General features: G+C 65.7%; 22 protein-coding genes. 15 read left to right on the top strand and 7 right to left on the bottom strand.

Annotation, left to right across the window (positions count from 1 at the left end; translation table 11 throughout):
• Positions 1–234: 234 nt before the first annotated feature.
• The 5 genes from CCR94_RS17420 (at position 235) to CCR94_RS17405 (ending at position 4,319) form a co-directional block, all read left to right on the top strand.
• Positions 235–1,053, top strand: a complete 819-nt coding sequence (locus CCR94_RS17420; RefSeq protein WP_104509113.1) for a crotonase/enoyl-CoA hydratase family protein — start codon at positions 235–237, stop codon at positions 1,051–1,053.
• A gap of 56 nt (positions 1,054–1,109) precedes the next feature.
• Positions 1,110–1,871 (top strand): SDR family NAD(P)-dependent oxidoreductase, encoded by a 762-nt coding sequence (locus tag CCR94_RS17415; RefSeq protein WP_104509112.1) that lies wholly within the window; start codon positions 1,110–1,112, stop codon positions 1,869–1,871.
• A 12-nt stretch (positions 1,872–1,883) separates the two neighbouring features.
• Complete coding sequence (locus CCR94_RS25180; protein ID WP_158254814.1) at positions 1,884–2,264, top strand: helix-turn-helix domain-containing protein; 381 nt, start codon at positions 1,884–1,886, stop codon at positions 2,262–2,264.
• Positions 2,261–3,481, top strand: a complete 1,221-nt coding sequence (locus CCR94_RS17410; protein WP_158254813.1) for a Bcr/CflA family multidrug efflux MFS transporter — start codon at positions 2,261–2,263, stop codon at positions 3,479–3,481. The genes CCR94_RS25180 and CCR94_RS17410 overlap by 4 nt, the downstream gene beginning before the upstream one ends.
• A gap of 424 nt (positions 3,482–3,905) precedes the next feature.
• Positions 3,906–4,319: a DUF1236 domain-containing protein gene (locus tag CCR94_RS17405; protein ID WP_104509110.1), complete on the top strand. Its 414-nt coding sequence runs from the start codon at positions 3,906–3,908 to the stop codon at positions 4,317–4,319.
• Positions 4,320–4,573: 254 nt separating this feature from the next.
• Here the strand turns inward: CCR94_RS17405 and CCR94_RS17400 are convergent, their stop codons facing one another.
• The 3 genes from CCR94_RS17400 to CCR94_RS17390 form a co-directional block, all read right to left on the bottom strand.
• Positions 4,574–4,969: a translational machinery protein gene (locus tag CCR94_RS17400; RefSeq protein WP_104509109.1), complete on the bottom strand. Its 396-nt coding sequence runs from the start codon at positions 4,967–4,969 to the stop codon at positions 4,574–4,576.
• Positions 4,970–5,005: 36 nt separating this feature from the next.
• Complete coding sequence (locus tag CCR94_RS17395) at positions 5,006–6,049, bottom strand: alpha/beta fold hydrolase (protein WP_244594115.1); 1,044 nt, start codon at positions 6,047–6,049, stop codon at positions 5,006–5,008.
• A 292-nt stretch (positions 6,050–6,341) separates the two neighbouring features.
• Complete coding sequence (locus tag CCR94_RS17390) at positions 6,342–6,710, bottom strand: response regulator (protein ID WP_104509107.1); 369 nt, start codon at positions 6,708–6,710, stop codon at positions 6,342–6,344.
• Positions 6,711–7,320: 610 nt separating this feature from the next.
• Between CCR94_RS17390 and CCR94_RS25540 the strand changes: the two genes are divergently transcribed.
• The 9 genes from CCR94_RS25540 (at position 7,321) to CCR94_RS17340 (ending at position 13,199) form a co-directional block, all read left to right on the top strand.
• Positions 7,321–7,644, top strand: coding sequence for an SPFH domain-containing protein (locus CCR94_RS25540; protein WP_338053001.1), 324 nt, complete (start codon positions 7,321–7,323; stop codon positions 7,642–7,644).
• A gap of 209 nt (positions 7,645–7,853) precedes the next feature.
• Complete coding sequence (locus CCR94_RS17375) at positions 7,854–8,792, top strand: L-lactate dehydrogenase (RefSeq protein ID WP_104509105.1); 939 nt, start codon at positions 7,854–7,856, stop codon at positions 8,790–8,792.
• 9 nt (positions 8,793–8,801) lie between these two features.
• A complete protein-coding gene (locus CCR94_RS17370) occupies positions 8,802–9,806 on the top strand; it encodes a cation diffusion facilitator family transporter (RefSeq protein WP_104509104.1) in 1,005 nt (334 codons plus the stop codon).
• Positions 9,807–9,902: 96 nt separating this feature from the next.
• Entirely contained in the window at positions 9,903–10,259 is a 357-nt protein-coding gene (locus CCR94_RS25175) for a hypothetical protein (protein ID WP_158254812.1), read from the top strand.
• 61 nt (positions 10,260–10,320) lie between these two features.
• Positions 10,321–10,860, top strand: coding sequence for a hypothetical protein (locus CCR94_RS17360; RefSeq protein WP_104509103.1), 540 nt, complete (start codon positions 10,321–10,323; stop codon positions 10,858–10,860).
• Positions 10,861–10,922: 62 nt separating this feature from the next.
• Positions 10,923–11,405, top strand: coding sequence for a hypothetical protein (locus CCR94_RS17355; RefSeq protein ID WP_104509102.1), 483 nt, complete (start codon positions 10,923–10,925; stop codon positions 11,403–11,405).
• An 81-nt stretch (positions 11,406–11,486) separates the two neighbouring features.
• Positions 11,487–12,182, top strand: coding sequence for a VIT1/CCC1 transporter family protein (locus tag CCR94_RS17350; protein ID WP_104509101.1), 696 nt, complete (start codon positions 11,487–11,489; stop codon positions 12,180–12,182).
• Positions 12,183–12,434: 252 nt separating this feature from the next.
• Positions 12,435–12,869 carry a DUF3775 domain-containing protein gene (locus CCR94_RS17345; RefSeq protein WP_244594114.1) on the top strand — a complete coding sequence of 145 codons (435 nt, stop codon included), beginning with the start codon at positions 12,435–12,437 and terminating at the stop codon, positions 12,867–12,869.
• A 135-nt stretch (positions 12,870–13,004) separates the two neighbouring features.
• Positions 13,005–13,199, top strand: coding sequence for a hypothetical protein (locus CCR94_RS17340; RefSeq protein WP_104509100.1), 195 nt, complete (start codon positions 13,005–13,007; stop codon positions 13,197–13,199).
• Positions 13,200–13,263: 64 nt separating this feature from the next.
• On the opposite strand, the gene CCR94_RS17335 is transcribed toward CCR94_RS17340, so the two are convergent.
• Together CCR94_RS17335 and CCR94_RS17330 are read right to left on the bottom strand one after the other, a co-directional pair.
• Entirely contained in the window at positions 13,264–13,575 is a 312-nt protein-coding gene (locus CCR94_RS17335) for a chaperone modulator CbpM (RefSeq protein WP_184421542.1), read from the bottom strand.
• Positions 13,572–14,456 (bottom strand): DnaJ C-terminal domain-containing protein, encoded by an 885-nt coding sequence (locus CCR94_RS17330; RefSeq protein ID WP_104509099.1) that lies wholly within the window; start codon positions 14,454–14,456, stop codon positions 13,572–13,574. Before CCR94_RS17330 ends, CCR94_RS17335 begins: the two co-directional genes overlap by 4 nt.
• A 168-nt stretch (positions 14,457–14,624) precedes the next feature.
• Here CCR94_RS17330 and CCR94_RS17325 point away from each other — a divergent pair, with 168 nt between their 5' ends.
• On the top strand, positions 14,625–15,380 hold the full coding sequence (locus CCR94_RS17325) for a PRC-barrel domain-containing protein (RefSeq protein ID WP_104509098.1): 756 nt from the start codon (positions 14,625–14,627) through the stop codon (positions 15,378–15,380).
• A 60-nt stretch (positions 15,381–15,440) separates the two neighbouring features.
• On the opposite strand, the gene CCR94_RS17320 is transcribed toward CCR94_RS17325, so the two are convergent.
• Positions 15,441–15,641 carry a hypothetical protein gene (locus CCR94_RS17320; RefSeq protein WP_104509097.1) on the bottom strand — a complete coding sequence of 67 codons (201 nt, stop codon included), beginning with the start codon at positions 15,639–15,641 and terminating at the stop codon, positions 15,441–15,443.
• Positions 15,642–15,845: 204 nt separating this feature from the next.
• A complete protein-coding gene (locus CCR94_RS17315; RefSeq protein ID WP_104509096.1) occupies positions 15,846–16,436 on the bottom strand; it encodes a sigma-70 family RNA polymerase sigma factor in 591 nt (196 codons plus the stop codon).
• Between the last annotated feature and the right edge of the window lie 172 nt (positions 16,437–16,608).

The raw sequence follows: 16,608 nt of genomic DNA, 5'->3' as shown, positions 1-16,608 counted from the left end.
GCTATGCCCGCATTTTTTTCATGACGCGCGGGCAACGGCGATGTCTTATTTGATGCAATCCGCCCAACTTGGGCTTTGCGGTCGCGACGTCAGCGCATTGTTGCTTTTTTGTCGCATATCGAGGTCGCCCAAACGCCGCGCGCGAGGCCCGAATGGACAAAGCTGAATTGACAAAGTCGTATAATTATATTATATAACGATTATGACATGCGGCAGACTTGAAAAGGCGAGACAATGATCCACGCAGCCAAATCCCCGCCCCAGGAAGGCGACGCCCGCGCTCTGGGGCCGCTGCGCGTGGCGCGCCACGGCGCCGTCCTCGCCGTCGGCCTCGACCGTCCGTCCAAGCGCAACGCCATCAACGACGAAACCATCGAAGCGCTGGACCAATGCTTTTCCACCCTTCCGAGGGAGGTGGGCGCGGTTGTGCTGCATGGAATCGGTCCGAATTTCTCCGCCGGCCTCGACCTTTCGGAAATCGCCGAGCGCGACGTCACGGCCGGCGTGTTCCACTCGCGCAGTTGGCATCGTTGTTTTGAAAAGATCGAATTCGGCCGCACGCCGGTGATCGCCGCGCTCAAGGGCGCCGTGATCGGCGGCGGATTGGAGCTGGCCTGCGCCGCCCATATCCGGGTCGCCGACCCGACCACGTTTTACGCGCTTCCCGAAGGCCAGCGCGGCATTTTCGTCGGCGGCGGCGCGTCGGTGCGCCTGCCGCGCCTGATCGGCGTCGCCCGCATGGCCGACATGATGCTGACCGGGCGCACCTATTCCGCCGCCGAAGGCGTCCCGCTCGGTTTCTCGCAATATCTCGTCGGCGCCGACGAGTCCTTCGCCAAGGCGCTCGAATTGGCCAATCGCTGCTGCGGCAACGCGCCGCTGACCAATTTTTCCGTGATCCAGGCGCTGCCGCGCATCGCCGACTCCGATCCGCGCATCGGCTTCTTCATGGAATCGCTGATGGCGGCGGTGGCCCAGGGCGACATCGAAGCGAAAAACCGTGTGCGCGACTTCCTGGAAAAGCGCGCCGACAAGGTGGCGCGTCCCGACTGAATTTTTCGGCGTAGCGAACGGCCGCGCGCCTTCTTGCACGTTTGTTGGGGAGCCAGATGATTGTATCGGGAACAGCGGCCCTCGTTACCGGCGCGGCCTCCGGCCTTGGCCGGGCGACGGCGCAAGCGCTCGCGGCCAAAGGCGCAAAAGTGGCGCTGCTCGACATCAACGCCGAGGCGGCGCAGGCCGCCGCCCACGATCTCGGCGGTTTCGGCGCGGCTTGCGACGTCGCCGATCCCGCCTCGGTCGCGGCGGCGCTGGAGGCGGCGGCGGCCGTCCACGGCCCGGCGCGCATTCTGGTCAATTGCGCCGGCATTGGCGTCGCCAAGCGGGTGCTGGGACGCGACGGGCCGATGAGCCTGGACGATTTCGAAAAGGTCATCCGCGTCAATCTGCTGGGAACCTTCAACATGATCCGGCTGGCGACCGCCGCCATGGCCGCGCTGGCGCCGCTCGACGACGGCGAGCGCGGCGTGGTCGTTTCCACGGCCTCCGTCGCCGCCTTCGAGGGCCAGATCGGCCAGGCCGCCTATGCCGCCTCCAAGGGCGGCGTGGTCGCCATGACCCTGCCGATCGCGCGCGAACTGGCGGCGTTCGGCATTCGCCTCAACACCATCGCGCCGGGCCTGTTTCTCACGCCGCTGCTGCAAGGGCTGCCCGAGGACGCCCAATCGTCGCTGGCCCGCGCCATTCCGTTCCCGCAGCGGCTCGGCCGCCCCGAGGAATTCGCGGCCTTGGCGGTTCACATGGTGGAAAACGCCTTCCTCAATGGCGAAACCGTGCGGCTCGACGGCGCCTTGCGCATGCAGCCGAAGTAACGGGGTGACGACATGAGCGATCCCATTGCCCTGTTCCCGAGCGAATGGCAGGTGTCGCCGAGCGCGCTCAGCCAACTCGTCCCGGCGACCAGCAACATGCTGCGCGCCATCCGCCGCGCGCGCGGCGAGAACGGGCTTGGCGCGGAAGAGGCGACGATCTTCCTCGCCATCGGCAGCTTGAGCCTGACGGCGGCCGGCGGATTCCTGATCGTCTCGCCGGTCACCATCCGGCAATTGGCCGAGACGCTCAACATCCCCCGCGAGACCGTGCGCAGGAAGGCCGGCTTTCTCGTCTCCAGGGGCTATGTCGTCGCCAAACGCCAGGGTCTGTCGATCCAGAACATCGACGCCTGGCTCTGTCTCGCGAAAACCCTCGCGGGCGCGCGGACTTGATCGTCGCCGGAGAGAGCCGGCCGCCGCCCCGCGCGATGATTCCGGTGCTGGGCGCGCTCAGCGCGTTCGGGCCGGCCTCGATCGACATGTATCTGCCCGCGCTCCCCGCCATCGGTCTGGATTTCGCCGTGGCGCCCGAGCGGGTTCAGGCCAGCATCGGCGCCTTTCTGGCCGGCTTCGCCTTGGGCATGCTGGTCTATGGCCCGCTGTCCGACCGTTTCGGGCGTCGTCCGGCGGTGGCGGCGGGCATCGCGCTTTACATGGCCGCGAGCCTTGGCTGCGCGGTCGCGCCGGACATGACCAGCTTCATCGCGCTGCGTTTCGCGCAGGCGCTGGGCGGCGGCGCGGCCACGGCCCTGGCCCGCGCCATGGTGCGCGATCTCTATGCGACAAATCAGGGCGCGCGGGTGATGTCGCTGATGATGCTGGTCACATCGATCATGCCGCTGGTCGCGCCGTTCATGGGCGCCGCCGTGTTCGCGGGTCTGGGCTGGCGGGCGATCTTCTGGGCGCTCGCCGCCTTTGGCGCGGCGACCTTGAGCGCTTACCTGCTGCTTGTGCCGGAAACCCTGCCGCCCGAACGCCGGCGCAAGACGAGTCCGCGGGCGCTGGCGGGCGCCTACGCCAGGATTCTCCGCACACCCCGCGTCCTCCGCCTCGTTCTCGCCGGCGCCGCCGCCTATGGCGGCTTGATGGCCTATATTACCGGAACGCCCTTCGCCTATATCGTCCATTTTCAAGTCGCGCCGACGCATTTCCCGTTCTTGTTCGCGCTGGGCGCCCTCGCCGTCGCCCTTGGCAATACGCTCAACGCCGCCCTGGTGGTGCGACTGGGATTTGAACGCATGCTTCGGGTGGGCGGCGCCATAGCGGGGCTGGCGGGCGCGCTGCTGCTGGTCGAGGCGCAATTTCCGCCTTCGCTGGCCGTGCTGGTGGCGACGGTCGCGCTCTATCTGGTTTGCGTCAATCTCACGGCGGCCAATGCGGTCGCCGGCGTGATGGCGCTGCATCCCGAGCAGGCCGGCGCGGCCTCCGCCCTGTTCGGCGCCGGGCAGTTCGGCCTGGGCGCGCTGTGCAGCGCCGCCGTCGGCCTGTTCGCGGAGGAACCGCGCGGCCTGTGTCTGGTCATGGGCGCGGCCGGGGTCGTCTGCGCCGGCGCGGTCGCGCTGCTGGCGTTCGGTCGCGGCAAGGGACGGATTCCGCGTCGAAGCCGATAAAACGCGTCGATGGGCCGCCGCCCCCAAGGACGCCGGATGAAACGCAACCAGACCATCGCAATCCAGCCTGAGTGTTTTCCGAACCTGTCGTCATCAGGATTGGCGACTAAGGTCCGCGCTCCAAGTCGGCGGTGGCTGTTCACGAACCCGATGCGCGGAACGATCAGGATCAATCCATGAAACGACGGGTTTCGGGTTCACTCATTGCGTTGACGCTTACGACGCCGGCTTTGGCCTTGCCAATCGCGCCTTCATTGTCAGCGGCGCAATCCGTTCAAATGGTCGCGCCGGCGCGCGCGGACCACGGACGGCATGAGGGATGGGGCCAGGGCCGCCACTATGGATGGCGGCGCAGCCATCACCGTCATCATCGCTTCTGATTCAGGCCATCTCCGGCGGACATCCAACATTCAGGAACATTCTCATGCGCAACAACACAATCGCCGTCGCTACGATCGCTTTCCTCGCCCTCTCGGGCGCGGCTGTCGCACAGGGGGCTATCGGCGGCGCCGCCGAAGGGTCGCGAGAGGGTGATCGCGCGGCCGGCCCGGTCGGCGCGGTCGTCGGCGGCGCCGCCGGCGCGGTCGTGGGAGGCATAAACGGTCTGCTTGGCGACAATCAGCGCCCGCGCTTTCGTGATTACGCCACCCACAGAAATCATAAGTCCTACGCCTACGACCGGCAGGTGGACGTCGGCGCGGTTCTGCCCGATGACGGCGTGACCTATTACGAGGTGCCGCCCGAATACGAAGTGCCGGTCTACAAATATGCCATCGTCAATGACCGGACGGTTCTGGTCGATCCGCACAGCCACCGCATCGTGCAGATCATCGATTAGGCTTGAAACCGCCTTGGCGCGCTTGGGGCCGTCGCCTCCGGCGCGCCATCGCTTCACATTCTCGATCATGTCGGCTGCGGTTCGCGGCCAGATTTCACGGCCGACTTCGACACGGAAGCGGCGCCGACGCGGCGCGTTCGGTCCGCATCGCGACGCGCGCCGGCCATGACGATCCTGCGCCTTGGTTCGGCGCCGCCGCCAGCCTTCCTTTATCGTCGCGCCACAGCTCATCGATGGCGGCGCAGGCGCGCCCGTCACTTCTGGGCGGTCATCAGGTCGGCGGTCTTGAAATAAGCGCGGGCGTGGGCGAGCAGGTTCTGGTCGGACGGATGATCGACGGTTTCGACTCCGGCGACACGCTCCAGCAAGGCCGGGTCATGGCGGGCGATATGCTTGACGAGCGCCGTTTTCGCCACGCCCGGACCCGTGATCAATATGGCCTTGGATCCGCCGATCGCCTCGACCACGGCGCCAAAGAACGCCTGATTCTCGGCCGCGTGGCCGCTGCCGATCGCGTTCGCCTTGTGATGGACGTGAACATGCGGATTATCGGGCCGCACGACAAGGCGCTCCTCGTCCTCGGCGTTGAAATGAAAGATGCGGGCTTCGTGATGATCGATCCAGACGACGCTGTGATTATGTTCAGTCATGGCTGTGTTTCCTGATGAGGGGCCGCGCGGGAGCGGTCATTGCGCCGCGATCCAGCGGGTTATCGCCGGCCAATGCTCCTTGAGCGTGCGGGCGCCCATGAACAGGCCGATATGGCCGCCGGGCACGGTCTTCCGCACGATCTTGTCGTTCGGCGTTGCGATATATTTCGCGGCGTCGAGCACTTGCTCCGGCGTGGTGATGTCGTCGCTCGCGCCGGCGAGCAGGTAGGTCGGGCAGGTGATCCCGCGCAGGTCCAGTTTCCGGTCGAGGCCGACGAACTCACCCTTCGCCAGGCGGTTTTCCTTGAAGAGCTGCGTGATCGCCTGCAAATACCATCTGCCGGGCAGGTCGATCGGACTCTCGTACCAGCTCTCGAACGTCTCTTCCTTGGCCAGCCATGCGGGGTCGTCGATATGCTCGTAAACATCGATCTGATCCAGCATGTAATGCTGCGCCGGGTGCATGTTCTTCCAGCCCTGAAGCATCATCGCGCCCCGCATCAGACCGCCGCCGAGCGCGACAAGCTCCTGGTAGGTTGAAAGCGGCGTCTCGTGCGCCAGGCGCTTGATCGGCCCGTCGCCCGCGTCCGTATCGATCGGAGCGCCCGCCAGCACCAGCGCATTGACCTTGTCGGGAAAACGCGCGGCGATCATCGCCGCCATCCAGCCGCCCTGGCACAGACCGACAAGGTTGACGCGCCCGCCGAGATCGTCGATGGCGACGACCAGATCGGCGAGGTAATTGTCGATTTCGAGGTCTTTCATGTCCGGCGTGGCGGTCTTCCAATCGGTCAGGGCCACATGGGCGAGGCCATTGTCCAACAAGGTTTGCACGAGGCTTTGACCCTTGGCGTAGTCGGCGATCATCGCCGTATGTCCGGCGTGAGGCGCGTCGATCAGAGTGGGGATGCCGCCGGGCTTGCCGTAATCGCGCAGCGCCATGCTGCGCAGATCGAGGCGCAAAAGGTTGGGCGTCGCCAGCCTGGGCCGCAGCCCGCCGTGCAATTTGATCTCCTCGCCCACAAATTCAATGTTCTTTTCGTAAAGCGCGGCGCCTTCCTTGACGAGCGATTCCGCCATGGCGAGAGGCCAGAACGCGGGAAGGCTGAGCAAGGGTGGGAGAGGGGATTTCGCGGATTTCGCCTGGTGCATCAAGGGGCCTTCTCGCGTTCGGCGGGTCAGCTCGCGGGACGGGCGAAAGCCGCGCCTGGCGAGGACAATTTCCGCCAATGGACCAACTTAGCCTTTGCAGACATGCGCCAACAGCATCGGAAACTACTCACGCCGCGGCGATCCCGCAGCGGTCCCGCGAAACGTCTGGCGATCGCGAAAGGCTTGAGTGCAAAGCTCTAGCGCCGTCGTATGGCGATTTTCAGGCGATCGCGGCGGCGGCGTCGAGCGCGCGCTGAATGGCGCAAGTCAGATCGGCCTCGAAAAACGGCTTCTGGATGGCCGTGGCCCAAGGCCTGAGCGCGCGGATCGGAAGGATGTCGCCGGAGATGAAGACATGAGGGATCCGTGCGCCCTGCTGGATGCGATCGACGGCGCCGAGTCCGCCGCCTTGGCGCAATTGGGCGTCGACGATCATCATCTCGGGCTTGAGATCCCGCGCGGCCGCCACAGCCTCGGATTCCGTGGTCGCGATGCCAAGGACGTTATGGCCTTGCGTTTCGAGCATCTCGGCCAGCGTCAACGCGACCATGCCGTCGTCCTCGACCACCAGGATGCGGAGCGGTTTCATCGCCTGACCTCGCCACCGGCTCCGCCTTCGTTGACCCAGGACGCGATTTGCCGCGTCGCTTCCGGCGGCGCGAAATGTTCGCGAGTCTCCGCCAGCTCCAGAACGCTCGACGCGCGCGTCGTGGAGGGTGCGTCGCCGGCCGTCGGATCCCTCGTCTGACGATGATTCATTGAGATCCCATGGGCCAGGACCAGTCCGTTGACGCCCCGGGTCGCGCACATGCCGGCCTCCAGAAGTTGTCGCGGGCCGCGTCGCCGACGACGGCGCGACCGCTTGATCGCCTCGATGATAGGCGAGGGGATCGCTGCGTCGTAAGGCTCGGAAATTACTCAAAGTTCAATTCATCTCAGCGGCGCCTCGCGGCGCCCCGGACGTGAGTAGTTTCCGAGCCTGCTGCTTTCGACGCGCGGCAGGCGCGGTTCGGTTGCGACTGATCCGTCCGGGAGCCGGCGACACATGAATCCGATCACCCTGTTCTTGACCCTGGCCTGTGTGGCCATGGGCGCGGCGCTGATCTTCGCGGCCATGCCCGTCGCCGCCGCCTTGAAGAGGGCCAACAACTGGCAAAAGTTCGTCATCCCGCGCGCGGGAAGACGCCCAGAAGGCGGCGCTGAACATCACCGATTACCGCGAGGCGATCGACCGGGTTTCGCAGACGTCGCCGCGCGAAATGATCGGTTCGTCGATGCTCGCGGCGCTGCTGTCCGAGCGCGACGTGGCGGACACGTTGCTGCGCGCGGAAATCGGACGCAAGACCGCCGACTGGGGCATATCGGTAAAATCGGTCGAAATTCGCGATGTCGCCGGCAAGATTCCCGCAGCCCCGGACGTTCCAAGCCAGCCGGCGGAGCCGAAGAAACTCAACGGCCAGGTCCCCCAGATCTTCCCCCAGATCTTCCCCCAGATTTTCCCCAAGATTTCTGCGCCGCAATAATCGCGGCGGTTTCCGGCGTCGCCAGCGCGAACACGGTCAGAGCCGCCGAAGCGACGCGCCGATGGCCCGCGCGCGTGACGTGAGTAGATTCCGATACTTTTGTCACACGCCGCAGCGCGTGCTATTGGCTTTGAGCAAGGCCGCTTGGGCCGCGCCGGTCGCCTCCACTACAATGTCCCGCCCGGCAATCGAACGGAGAGGAAACCGGCATGCCTTTCCATCCCGCGCGCATCGCCATCATCGGCTGCGGCCATGTCGGGACGACCTGCGCCTATGCCCTGCTGCAAAGCCGGCTCTGTCGCGAGATCGTCCTCATCGACCGCGACGAGGACCGCGCCAAGGGCGAGGCGCTGGACCTTCAGCAATCGGTTCCGCTGGGCATGCCGGTCAAAATATTCGCGGGCGACTACGAAGATGCGGCGGCGAGCGCCATCGTCGTCCTGACGGTCGGCGCCCCCGGAAAATTCCCCGGCTCGCGTCTCGATCTGCTTGCGGCCAACATCGAGATTGTCAGCGCCTGCGTCGGCAAGCTGATGGCGCAACATTTCGACGGCGTCCTGCTGCTCACCACCAATCCCGTCGATATCCTGACCCTGGTCGCGCAGAGGGACTCGCGTCTTCCGGTCAATCAGGTGATTGGCTCGGGCACGCTGATCGATACCGAGCGTTTTCGCTCCATCCTCGGCGAAAGCCTCAATGTCGACGCCCGTTCGGTCGACGCCGTCGTGATCGGCGAGCACGGCGATTCCTCCGTCGCCGTCTGGAGCGCGGCCCATGTCGGCGGCGCGCCGCTGGCGGCTTTCCCCGAAGCCGGGGCGCTGCCCTCGCGGGAGAAGCTGCTCGCCAGGGTGCGGCGCGCCGGCCCCGAGGTCATCGCCCTCAAGGGCAACACCTGTTTCGCCATCGCCAGTTGCGTGACCCGCATCTGCGAAGCGATCCTGCGCGACGAACGCGCCGTTCTCGTCGTCTCGACCCTGATGACCGGCGAATATGGCCTGCGCGACGTCTGCCTGAGCACGCCGTGCGTGATCGGAAAAACCGGCGTCGCGCGCGTGCTCGTCCTGAGCCTGGATGCGGCGGAACAGAAGGCGCTCGAACATTCGGCGGCCATCCTGCGGCGCGCTTACGCCGCTTACGAGGCAAGCTGAGAGCCGATCATGGCGCCCCGTTCGGCGGTCCTGCTCGCCACCCGAAACGTCCTTTATGTCTCCATCGCCGGAGACCTGATCGTGGCGGCGATAAAGGTCGGGGCGGCGGCCTATACCGGCGGTTCGGCCATGTGGAGCGAGGCGGTGCATTCGCTGGTCGACAGCAGCAATTCGATTCTGCTGCTTTACGGCGTGCATCGCGCCAAGCGGACGCCGGACCAGGAGCACCCTTTCGGTTATGGCCGCGAAATCTACTTCTGGAGTTTCGTCGTCGCGGTGCAGGTGTTCGCCCTGGGGGCGGGCGTCGCCCTGGTCGAGGGCGTCACCCACGTCCTGCATCCGACCCCCATCGCCTTCGCCGAAGTGAACTACATCGTGCTCGGCCTGTCGGCGCTGTTCGACGGCGCGACCTGGCTGATCGCCCTGCGCGGTTTCAGGCGCGGAGCGGGCGATTCCGATCTTTTCCAGGCCATGCGCGCCAGCAAGGATCCGCCGTCCTTCATGGTCGTGTTCGAGGACAGCGCCGCGCTGATCGGCCTCGTCATCGCCCTGGTCGGCTCCTACCTGTCGATCAGGCTCGACCTCCCCATCCTCGACGGCGTGGCCTCGATTCTCATCAGCCTCGTGCTGGCGCTGACGGCGGTCTTTCTCGCGCGCGAGACCAAGGGCCTGCTGATCGGGGAATCCGCCGATCCCGCCATCGTGATGTCGCTGCTGCGCATCGCGCGGGAGATGGAGGGCGTCGCCCACGCCAATGGCATCCTGACCGTTCACCTGGCCCCGCGACAGATCGCCGTCGCGCTCAGTCTCGAATTCTCCGACGAATTGCAGACGCCCGCCCTTGAAATCAAGGTGAGCGAATTGGAGCAGCGGCTTCGGGCCTTGCATCCGGAGGTGATCGCGGTGTTCGTCAAACCCCAGACCGCGCTTGGCTATGCGGAAGCGGTCGAGCGCCGGCGCGGCAAGACCCGACAGATCGTGTTTCATACGCCGTCGCCGCCGGGTCCGGCGTGAGCCGCCCAAAGATTAGCGGAGCTGTTGGGTAGTTTCCGAGGCTTACACGCTCAGTCCGCGTTTCTATAGTCGAGGCGATGGAAGCCGAAACCGTCCATGCGCGGTTTCGCCGCCGCCATGGCTGTCGAAATGGAGAACGAGATGAAGCCGTATCTGATTTCGGGCGTCGCGCTGGTCCTGCTGGCGGGCGCGGCTCATGCGCAGGTGATCGGTCCCGGCGGCCCCGGCGGTCCAGGGGCTCCCGCTGGTCCAGTAGCGCCCGCTGGTCCAGTAGCGGCGGTCGGCGCGCCGCCCGCCGCGCCGAAGCCGCCGCCCGGCAAGGCCGCGCATTTCATCCTTCAGGATGGCGACGCGATGGTGGATGTCAAATGCGCCGACGACGAGACGATGAAGACATGCGCCGACATCACGCTGCAAATCCTCGACAAAATCGTGGCTCTGCCCAAGCCCTGACGTTCAGGACTGTGTTCCGCGGACATATCGACGCCGCGGCGTCCAGAAGAGGAATTCGGCCATGTCGCGTCACAAAGCAATGACCCTCGCCGCTGCTGCGGGGCTTGGATTGTCGCCCGCGAGTTCGGCGCAAGCGGCGATCGCCGGCCCCCCGCTGGCGTCGCGCATCGCGGCGTCGGAGACCGGCCTGGTGGTGAAGGCGCAATATTATCATGGCGGCCAGAATTACTGCTGGTACCTGAACGGATGGCAGGGACCGGGGTGGTATTGGTGCGGCTATGCCTGGGAAGACGGCATGGGCTGGGGCGGCGGTTACGGCTGGAATGGCTGGGGCGGCGGTCGCGGGCGCATCCATCCCGGCAATGGCGCCGGCGCCCGCGCGCGCGCAGGCGGGCTGGGCGGCGCGATCGGCGGCCATCTGAGCGGCGCGATCGGCGGACGGATTGGCGGCCATCTGGGCGGGGCTCCAATCGCTCCAACTGGCGGGCATATCGGCGCCGGCGGCGGTCCTGCGGGCGGCGGCTCTGGCGGCGGCGGCCACGGCGGCGGAGTCGGCCACGGCGGGAGCGGCGGCCGCGGCGGCGGTGATCATGGACGCTGACCACATCGTGAATGTCACGCGGAGCTTTCCGCGATCCTCTTTTCTTTCAAAGGACATGGGACATGAAACAAGACCACAAGAAGACCTCGATTTCCGGACTCGTGACAGCCGTTTTCGCGCGCCGGTTCGTCGTTGAAGACAAGGATGGCAAGCATCTCGCCGATCTCGGTTCGCAACCCTCCCTCGTCGATTTGCGCGAGGGCGACAAGGTGACGCTTCAGGGCCGCCGCAAGCACGCGGAAATCAAGGTCTCCGCGATCACGAAGAAGGGCGGCGAGATGATCCTCATCGCTCGCAAGGGCGGGCATGGCCATGACAAGACGGTTGTCAGCCACGATCCGAGCCTGGCGATCGCGGCGGTGAAACTCGAGGGCTACAGGGTGTTGGGCGCGCCGCTGGGAACGCCGGACCATTTCGAAATTCTCGGGCGTTCCGCGAAAGGCAAACTGGTGGAATTTCATGTCGAGCTGGACGGGGCCATCGACAGCAAGAAGCCCGCCGACATGCAAGCGCCGAAATGGGCGTCGGCGATTGCCGACCTTTAGCCCCATCTTGTCTTGCCGTGGCGCGGACCGATGCGACGATCGAAATTCCGTCAATCCTCAGCCGCATCGGAACGCCTGAACATGCGCGCCAAGCATAGAGAACGGCATCGCACGGGAAACCTCGGCTGGCTGCGCGCGTCGGTTCTGGGCGCCAACGATGGGCTGCTTTCGACCGCGAGTCTGGTGTTGGGCGTGGCCGCCGCGCAGGGCGCGCGCGGCGCGATATTGGTCGCGGGCGTCGCCGGTCTGGTCGCGGGGGCCATGTCGATGGCGGCCGGGGAATATGTGTCGGTGCATTCGCAGGCCGACGCCGAGGCGGCCGACCTCGAACGCGAACGCCGGGAGCTTCGCGTGAACGACAAGGGAGAACACAGCGAGCTTGCCGCCATCTATGTCGGCCGTGGGCTCGATCCCGCGCTGGCGAGCGCGGTCGCCGAGCAGCTCATGGCGCATGACGCGCTCGGCGCGCATGCGCGCGACGAACTCGGCATTTCCGAGACGCTCAGGGCGCGGCCGATCCAGGCGGCGTTCGCCTCCGCCGCGAGCTTTGCCGCCGGGGCGGCGATTCCGCTGGCCGTCGCGACCCTGGCGCCCGGCGCCCATTTGATCGCCTTCGTGGCCGGCGCCTCCCTGCTTTCACTCATCGTCATGGGCGCGTTGGCGGCGCGCGCCGGCGGCGCCAACGCGGCGGCGGGCGCGGCGCGCGTCACCTTCTGGGGCGCGCTGGCCATGGCCGTCACAGCCGGCATTGGCGCCCTCGTCGGCGCAATCGCGTAAGCGCGTGTCCCTAGCGCCATGATCTGTTTCGCGCGGGAAGACCTGTCCCCTGCGCGATGAGTAGATTCCGAACCTTTCACGACGGCTTGCCCGGCCTATTGTGGTCGGCGGTCGTGAGCGCCGATCCAGAGCGGCGACGGTGGTCGTCCGGCTTGATCGCGCTGCTCCGACCGTGGCGGTCGCCTCCCCCTCTGCGACCGCCACCCTTCCTGCGACCGTCGCAACGACGGCTACCCTTGAAAGGCAGAAGGCATGCTGCGCGAAAACGAGCCGGACATGCCGGAAATCGGCACGGACAAGGTCTGTTTCGTGGTGGCGAAATCCCGCGAACTCCTGGCGGAGGACGTTGGCGCGCAACGCGACGCCTCCAACGCGACGGATGATGGATTTTCGGCCGTTCTGACCGATTCCGGCGATCTCCCGACGCGGCTGGAGCTGGTCGAATTCATCGACGGGCTCGACAGCGACGAACGCGATGCGCTCATCGCCCTCGTCTGGATTGGACGCGGCGATTTCGAACGTTCCGATTGGCGCGCGGCGGTCAAAAGCGCGGCCGCGCGACGCGAGAGCGGCGCCGCCAAATACCTGATGGCGATTCCCTTGCTGCCGGATTATCTCGAAGACGCCCTGTCCGCCTTCGATCAATCCTGTCGCGGCTTCGATGAGCGGGAATCGCCTGGACTCTGAACGACGCGCCTTCAAACTCGTGCGTAGTTTCCGATCCTTCGGAGCGCGACAGCCGACGCCTATGGTCGCGGCCTCTGAAGGGACCAGGGTCGCGCCACGCGACCGTCATTCCAGCTTCAACAACGGGAGCAGATCATGGTGCAGTCAGTCCTTCCATTCCGGCAGCACACCCCCGAAGACGATCCCGCGCAGGGCGCGCCTGGAACCGGCCAGGATGTTTGTCCCCAATGCGAGGGGACCGGCAAGCAGGTCGACAAGGCGGGCGAGCCGACCGACCACCCTTGCGAACGCTGTGACGGAACAGGCAAAGTCATCCAGGGGATTGGCTAGCGCCGGCCTGATCGGCGAGGAAAAAGGCCTGCCAAGCGGAAAGCGTGGCAGGCCAAAACGCAGGTTAATTCTCGCTTCCGGAAATTTCGGCGGCCGGCCCGCCATATTGGTGGAACGACTTCAGCACTTCGGCCATGGCCCTGCGCAAGCCGTGGATCTGGTCGAGCAGATGGAGCGCGACGCCGACGCCCTCCGCATTGACGCCGAGATCGTCGATCAGATCGCGGATCAATCGCGCCCTCGCAATATCCGCTTCGGAAAAGACGAGATCATCGGCCGTCGCGCTGGGGATCAACCATTCCTCTTCGATCCAGAGTTCGAGCGTGGGGTGATCGAGATCGGCGCGGGCAAGAAAGTCCAGCTTGGTCAAGGTCATGGCAGCATCTCCCGGCGCGGTTGATAGTTTGCGGGCGCCCAGGCGGCGAGGAAGGCTTCCAGCTCCGGGTTCGGCTCCGTTGGCGCCATGATCTTGAGTTTGACCAGGAGATCGCCGTTGCCGTCGGCGCGGGGGACGCCCTTGCCTTTCAGCCGCAGGACCGTGCCGGTGTTCGATCCCTTCGGCGCCTTGAGCATGACGGCTCCGGTGGGCGTCGGCGTCTTGATCTCGGCGCCGAGGACGGCTTCCGCGAAGGTCACGGGCAGATCGAGATGAATATTGTCGCCATGCCGGGTGAAAAACGGGTGCGGACGGATGGAAATCTCCACCAGGGCGTCGCCGGTCTCGCCTTCGCCGGGCGAGGGCGCGCCCTTGCCGCGCAGGCGCAAGACCTGGCCCTGCTGCAGGCCCGGGGCGATGGTCACGTCCAGCGATCCGCCTTCCGGCAGGGTGATTCGTTTGGTCGCGCCATTGATGGCCTCGAGAAACTCGACAGTCAGGCTGTAGTGAAGATCCGCCCCGCGCGCGCGCCGCATTTGCCGGCGGAAGATTTCCGCGACAAAGTCGTCGGTGTCGGCGAAGTCGGCGTAGCCCGCCGCGCTCTCGTAGGGGTGGCCTTGCGCGGCATAATCCCGGTAATATCTGTCTCGCGGCGCCTGCGCCCCTGAAGCGTCGATCTCGCCGGCGTCGAAGCGCCGCCGCTTCTCGGCGTCGGACAAAAGATCATAGGCGCTCGCGACCTCCTTGAAGCGGCCTTCGGAGGTCTTGTCGCCGGGATTGAGGTCCGGGTGCAGCTTCTTGGCCAGCCGCAGGTAGGCCTTGCGAATTTCGTCGGGCGTTGCTGTGCGCGCAACCCCGAGAATGTCATAGGGGTCTTCCATCGCTCCTCCGCTGGCGCCGCCGCTTCATTCGTCTGCGCAAGTTGACGCCGAAAACCGTCGCATGAATAGCGAAATCTTCGCTGAGTAGTTTCCGATCCTAGCGCGGCAAGCGTCACGCCGCCTATCGTCGGACGCGCCGGGAAGGCTTGAAAAAAAAAGGATGTGACCATGCTGGAGTTCGCATCGGCCCTGAGAGGCTACGCCATCAAATCGCGCGACGGCGAGATCGGAACCATCGCCGATTTCCTGTTTGACGACAGGACATGGCGGACGCGCTGGCTGGTCGTCGATACCGGGAACTGGCTGACGGGACGCATGGTTCTGTTGCATCCGGGCGCGCTTGGCCAGGCCGATTATGAGCGGCGCGAACTCTCCGTCGCCCTGACGCGGGCGCAGGTCGAGGAAAGCCCCGCGCTTTCCCGGCATGAGCCGGTGTCGATGCAGATGGAGCGTCATCTCTACGACTATTACGGCTGGGAGCCGAACACGCTGGAATACGCTTTCGGCGCCAATCCCATCGCCGCGAAATTTTCGGCGCCGCCATTTTTCGCCCCCGCGCCCGACGCGGACATCGCCCTGGCCGCGCGGGATTACGATCCCCATTTGCGCAGCCTCGTGGCGATCGACGCCTATCGCATCGTTGGCGCCGACGGCGCCATCGGCAAGGTCGAGACGCTGTTGATCGACACCGTCAGATGGTTCGTTCCCTACCTTGTCGTGGACACCGGACATTGGTGGTCAGGCAAGCATGTGCTGATCTCGCGCCACGCGGTGAGGAAGGTCTCCTGGGCCGACCGTGAGATTCGCGTCTCCGTCAACCGCGCACAGGTCAAAGCGAGTCCGCCCTGGAGCGCGCTTGGCGATGTCGACAGGGATTACGAAAAGGATCTGCGCGACCACTACGACTGGCCCGGCCATCGGTGACGGGCGGCGTCGCGGCGATATCACGCGGACTGTTGCAAGGCATGAGGGCCACCGACGCCGTCATCGCATAAGGGGCGAAGCTGCGGCGGCTCGACCCGCGGACATCTTGACATCGATGGATCGGACCGGCCCGTTGTGGTTGCGCGCGATGTCGCCGATCCATTCGGCGATGTCGCCGAGCGTCGAGCCCGCCGGAAGGCCCCTCGCGACGGGCTTGGTTTCGAAGACAACGCGCAAGCGCGGTTCGCCGGCCAGCGCCATTTGACATAATTGCATTTCGCTCTCCATTTCGTGACTTCGTCGGGGGCTGGTGGCGCCTGTCCAAGCAGCACGGTAGCGCGCGCAATTCGAGTGCGACAGGATCGGAATTTACTTAACCTGTGGCGTGGAAGCTTGCTCTCCGAGATCGTCGCGAGGCGCGGCGGCGGATGCGCAAGTCCCGCGGCAACGCGTAAATCGGTTCCGTCACGGTTGCGCGGGTGGATCCGCGCAGTGTTCTGTCTCCCGATGGGGTTTCCGGCCCGTGGCGTCCGTCGTCTCGATCAAGTCGGGCAGGGGGTCGATCCGCAGCATTTCGGCCAGAGCCTGCCGCGCCCTGTTGACGCGACTCTTGATCGTGCCGACCGCGCATCCGCAGATTTCCGCCACCTCGATGTATGAATGACCGGCCGCGCCGACCAGCAGCAGCGCTTCGCGTTGACTGGCTGGCAGGCGCGCCAGCGCGATCCGGAAGTCGAGCATGTCCATGTGGGACGTCTGCCCGGGCGCGACGGCGAGCGTGCTCGCGTGGATGCCGTCAATGTCGGGAATCTCGCGCTTGCCCTTTCGATATTGGGAGAAGTAGACGTTGCGAAGGATTGTGAAGAGCCATGCCGACAGGTTGCCCTCGATGAATGAATCACGATGGCTCCAGGCCCTGACGAGGGTCTCCTGCACAAGGTCGTCGGCCTGATCGGCGCTTCCGCAGAATGAAAGCGCGAAGGCGCGCAGGCGTGGAATATGCGCGCTCAGATCCAGTTTGACCTGCGCGCGGGAACATGTCGAAAATGGGGGCATGTCTGATCTCCTGCGCCAAGCTTAGGCGGTGGGCGTTTGGGAGGCAGACTCGGAATCTACTCAGCGTGGATTCGCGCGTCTTTCGATCCGTTGGGCGCGGCGGCGCCGGAGGGGCCGGCGGCGGCGCCTCAATCGGTTTGCCGCGCCATTGACGCGAGAGGCTCGAATGGCC

The organism is Rhodoblastus sphagnicola (assembly GCF_002937075.1).
In the GTDB taxonomy this organism is placed as follows: domain Bacteria; phylum Pseudomonadota; class Alphaproteobacteria; order Rhizobiales; family Beijerinckiaceae; genus Rhodoblastus; species Rhodoblastus sphagnicola.
The sequence above is the reverse complement of the archived record's forward strand: the minus strand, read 5'-3'. Positions and strand labels throughout refer to the sequence as shown.

Bases quoted from the DNA above. Each gene is read 5' to 3' on its own strand.
- CCR94_RS17395 (WP_244594115.1), bottom strand. From the start codon at position 6,049: ATGGCGGAATCGCTCGTCAAGGAAGGCGCCGCGCTTTACGAAAAGAAC.
- CCR94_RS17400 (WP_104509109.1), bottom strand. From the start codon at position 4,969: ATGACTGAACATAATCACAGCGTCGTCTGGATCGATCATCACGAAGCC.
- CCR94_RS17360 (WP_104509103.1), top strand. From the start codon at position 10,321: ATGTCGCGTCACAAAGCAATGACCCTCGCCGCTGCTGCGGGGCTTGGA.
- CCR94_RS17320 (WP_104509097.1), bottom strand. From the start codon at position 15,641: ATGGCGCTGGCCGGCGAACCGCGCTTGCGCGTTGTCTTCGAAACCAAG.
- CCR94_RS17345 (WP_244594114.1), top strand. From the start codon at position 12,435: ATGCTGCGCGAAAACGAGCCGGACATGCCGGAAATCGGCACGGACAAG.
- CCR94_RS17340 (WP_104509100.1), top strand. From the start codon at position 13,005: ATGGTGCAGTCAGTCCTTCCATTCCGGCAGCACACCCCCGAAGACGAT.
- CCR94_RS17415 (WP_104509112.1), top strand. From the start codon at position 1,110: ATGATTGTATCGGGAACAGCGGCCCTCGTTACCGGCGCGGCCTCCGGC.
- CCR94_RS17370 (WP_104509104.1), top strand. From the start codon at position 8,802: ATGGCGCCCCGTTCGGCGGTCCTGCTCGCCACCCGAAACGTCCTTTAT.
- CCR94_RS17405 (WP_104509110.1), top strand. From the start codon at position 3,906: ATGCGCAACAACACAATCGCCGTCGCTACGATCGCTTTCCTCGCCCTC.
- CCR94_RS17335 (WP_184421542.1), bottom strand. From the start codon at position 13,575: ATGACCTTGACCAAGCTGGACTTTCTTGCCCGCGCCGATCTCGATCAC.
- CCR94_RS17330 (WP_104509099.1), bottom strand. From the start codon at position 14,456: ATGGAAGACCCCTATGACATTCTCGGGGTTGCGCGCACAGCAACGCCC.
- CCR94_RS17420 (WP_104509113.1), top strand. From the start codon at position 235: ATGATCCACGCAGCCAAATCCCCGCCCCAGGAAGGCGACGCCCGCGCT.
- CCR94_RS17375 (WP_104509105.1), top strand. From the start codon at position 7,854: ATGCCTTTCCATCCCGCGCGCATCGCCATCATCGGCTGCGGCCATGTC.
- CCR94_RS25175 (WP_158254812.1), top strand. From the start codon at position 9,903: ATGCGCGGTTTCGCCGCCGCCATGGCTGTCGAAATGGAGAACGAGATG.
- CCR94_RS17325 (WP_104509098.1), top strand. From the start codon at position 14,625: ATGCTGGAGTTCGCATCGGCCCTGAGAGGCTACGCCATCAAATCGCGC.
- CCR94_RS17390 (WP_104509107.1), bottom strand. From the start codon at position 6,710: ATGAAACCGCTCCGCATCCTGGTGGTCGAGGACGACGGCATGGTCGCG.
- CCR94_RS25180 (WP_158254814.1), top strand. From the start codon at position 1,884: ATGAGCGATCCCATTGCCCTGTTCCCGAGCGAATGGCAGGTGTCGCCG.
- CCR94_RS17315 (WP_104509096.1), bottom strand. From the start codon at position 16,436: ATGCCCCCATTTTCGACATGTTCCCGCGCGCAGGTCAAACTGGATCTG.
- CCR94_RS17350 (WP_104509101.1), top strand. From the start codon at position 11,487: ATGCGCGCCAAGCATAGAGAACGGCATCGCACGGGAAACCTCGGCTGG.
- CCR94_RS17355 (WP_104509102.1), top strand. From the start codon at position 10,923: ATGAAACAAGACCACAAGAAGACCTCGATTTCCGGACTCGTGACAGCC.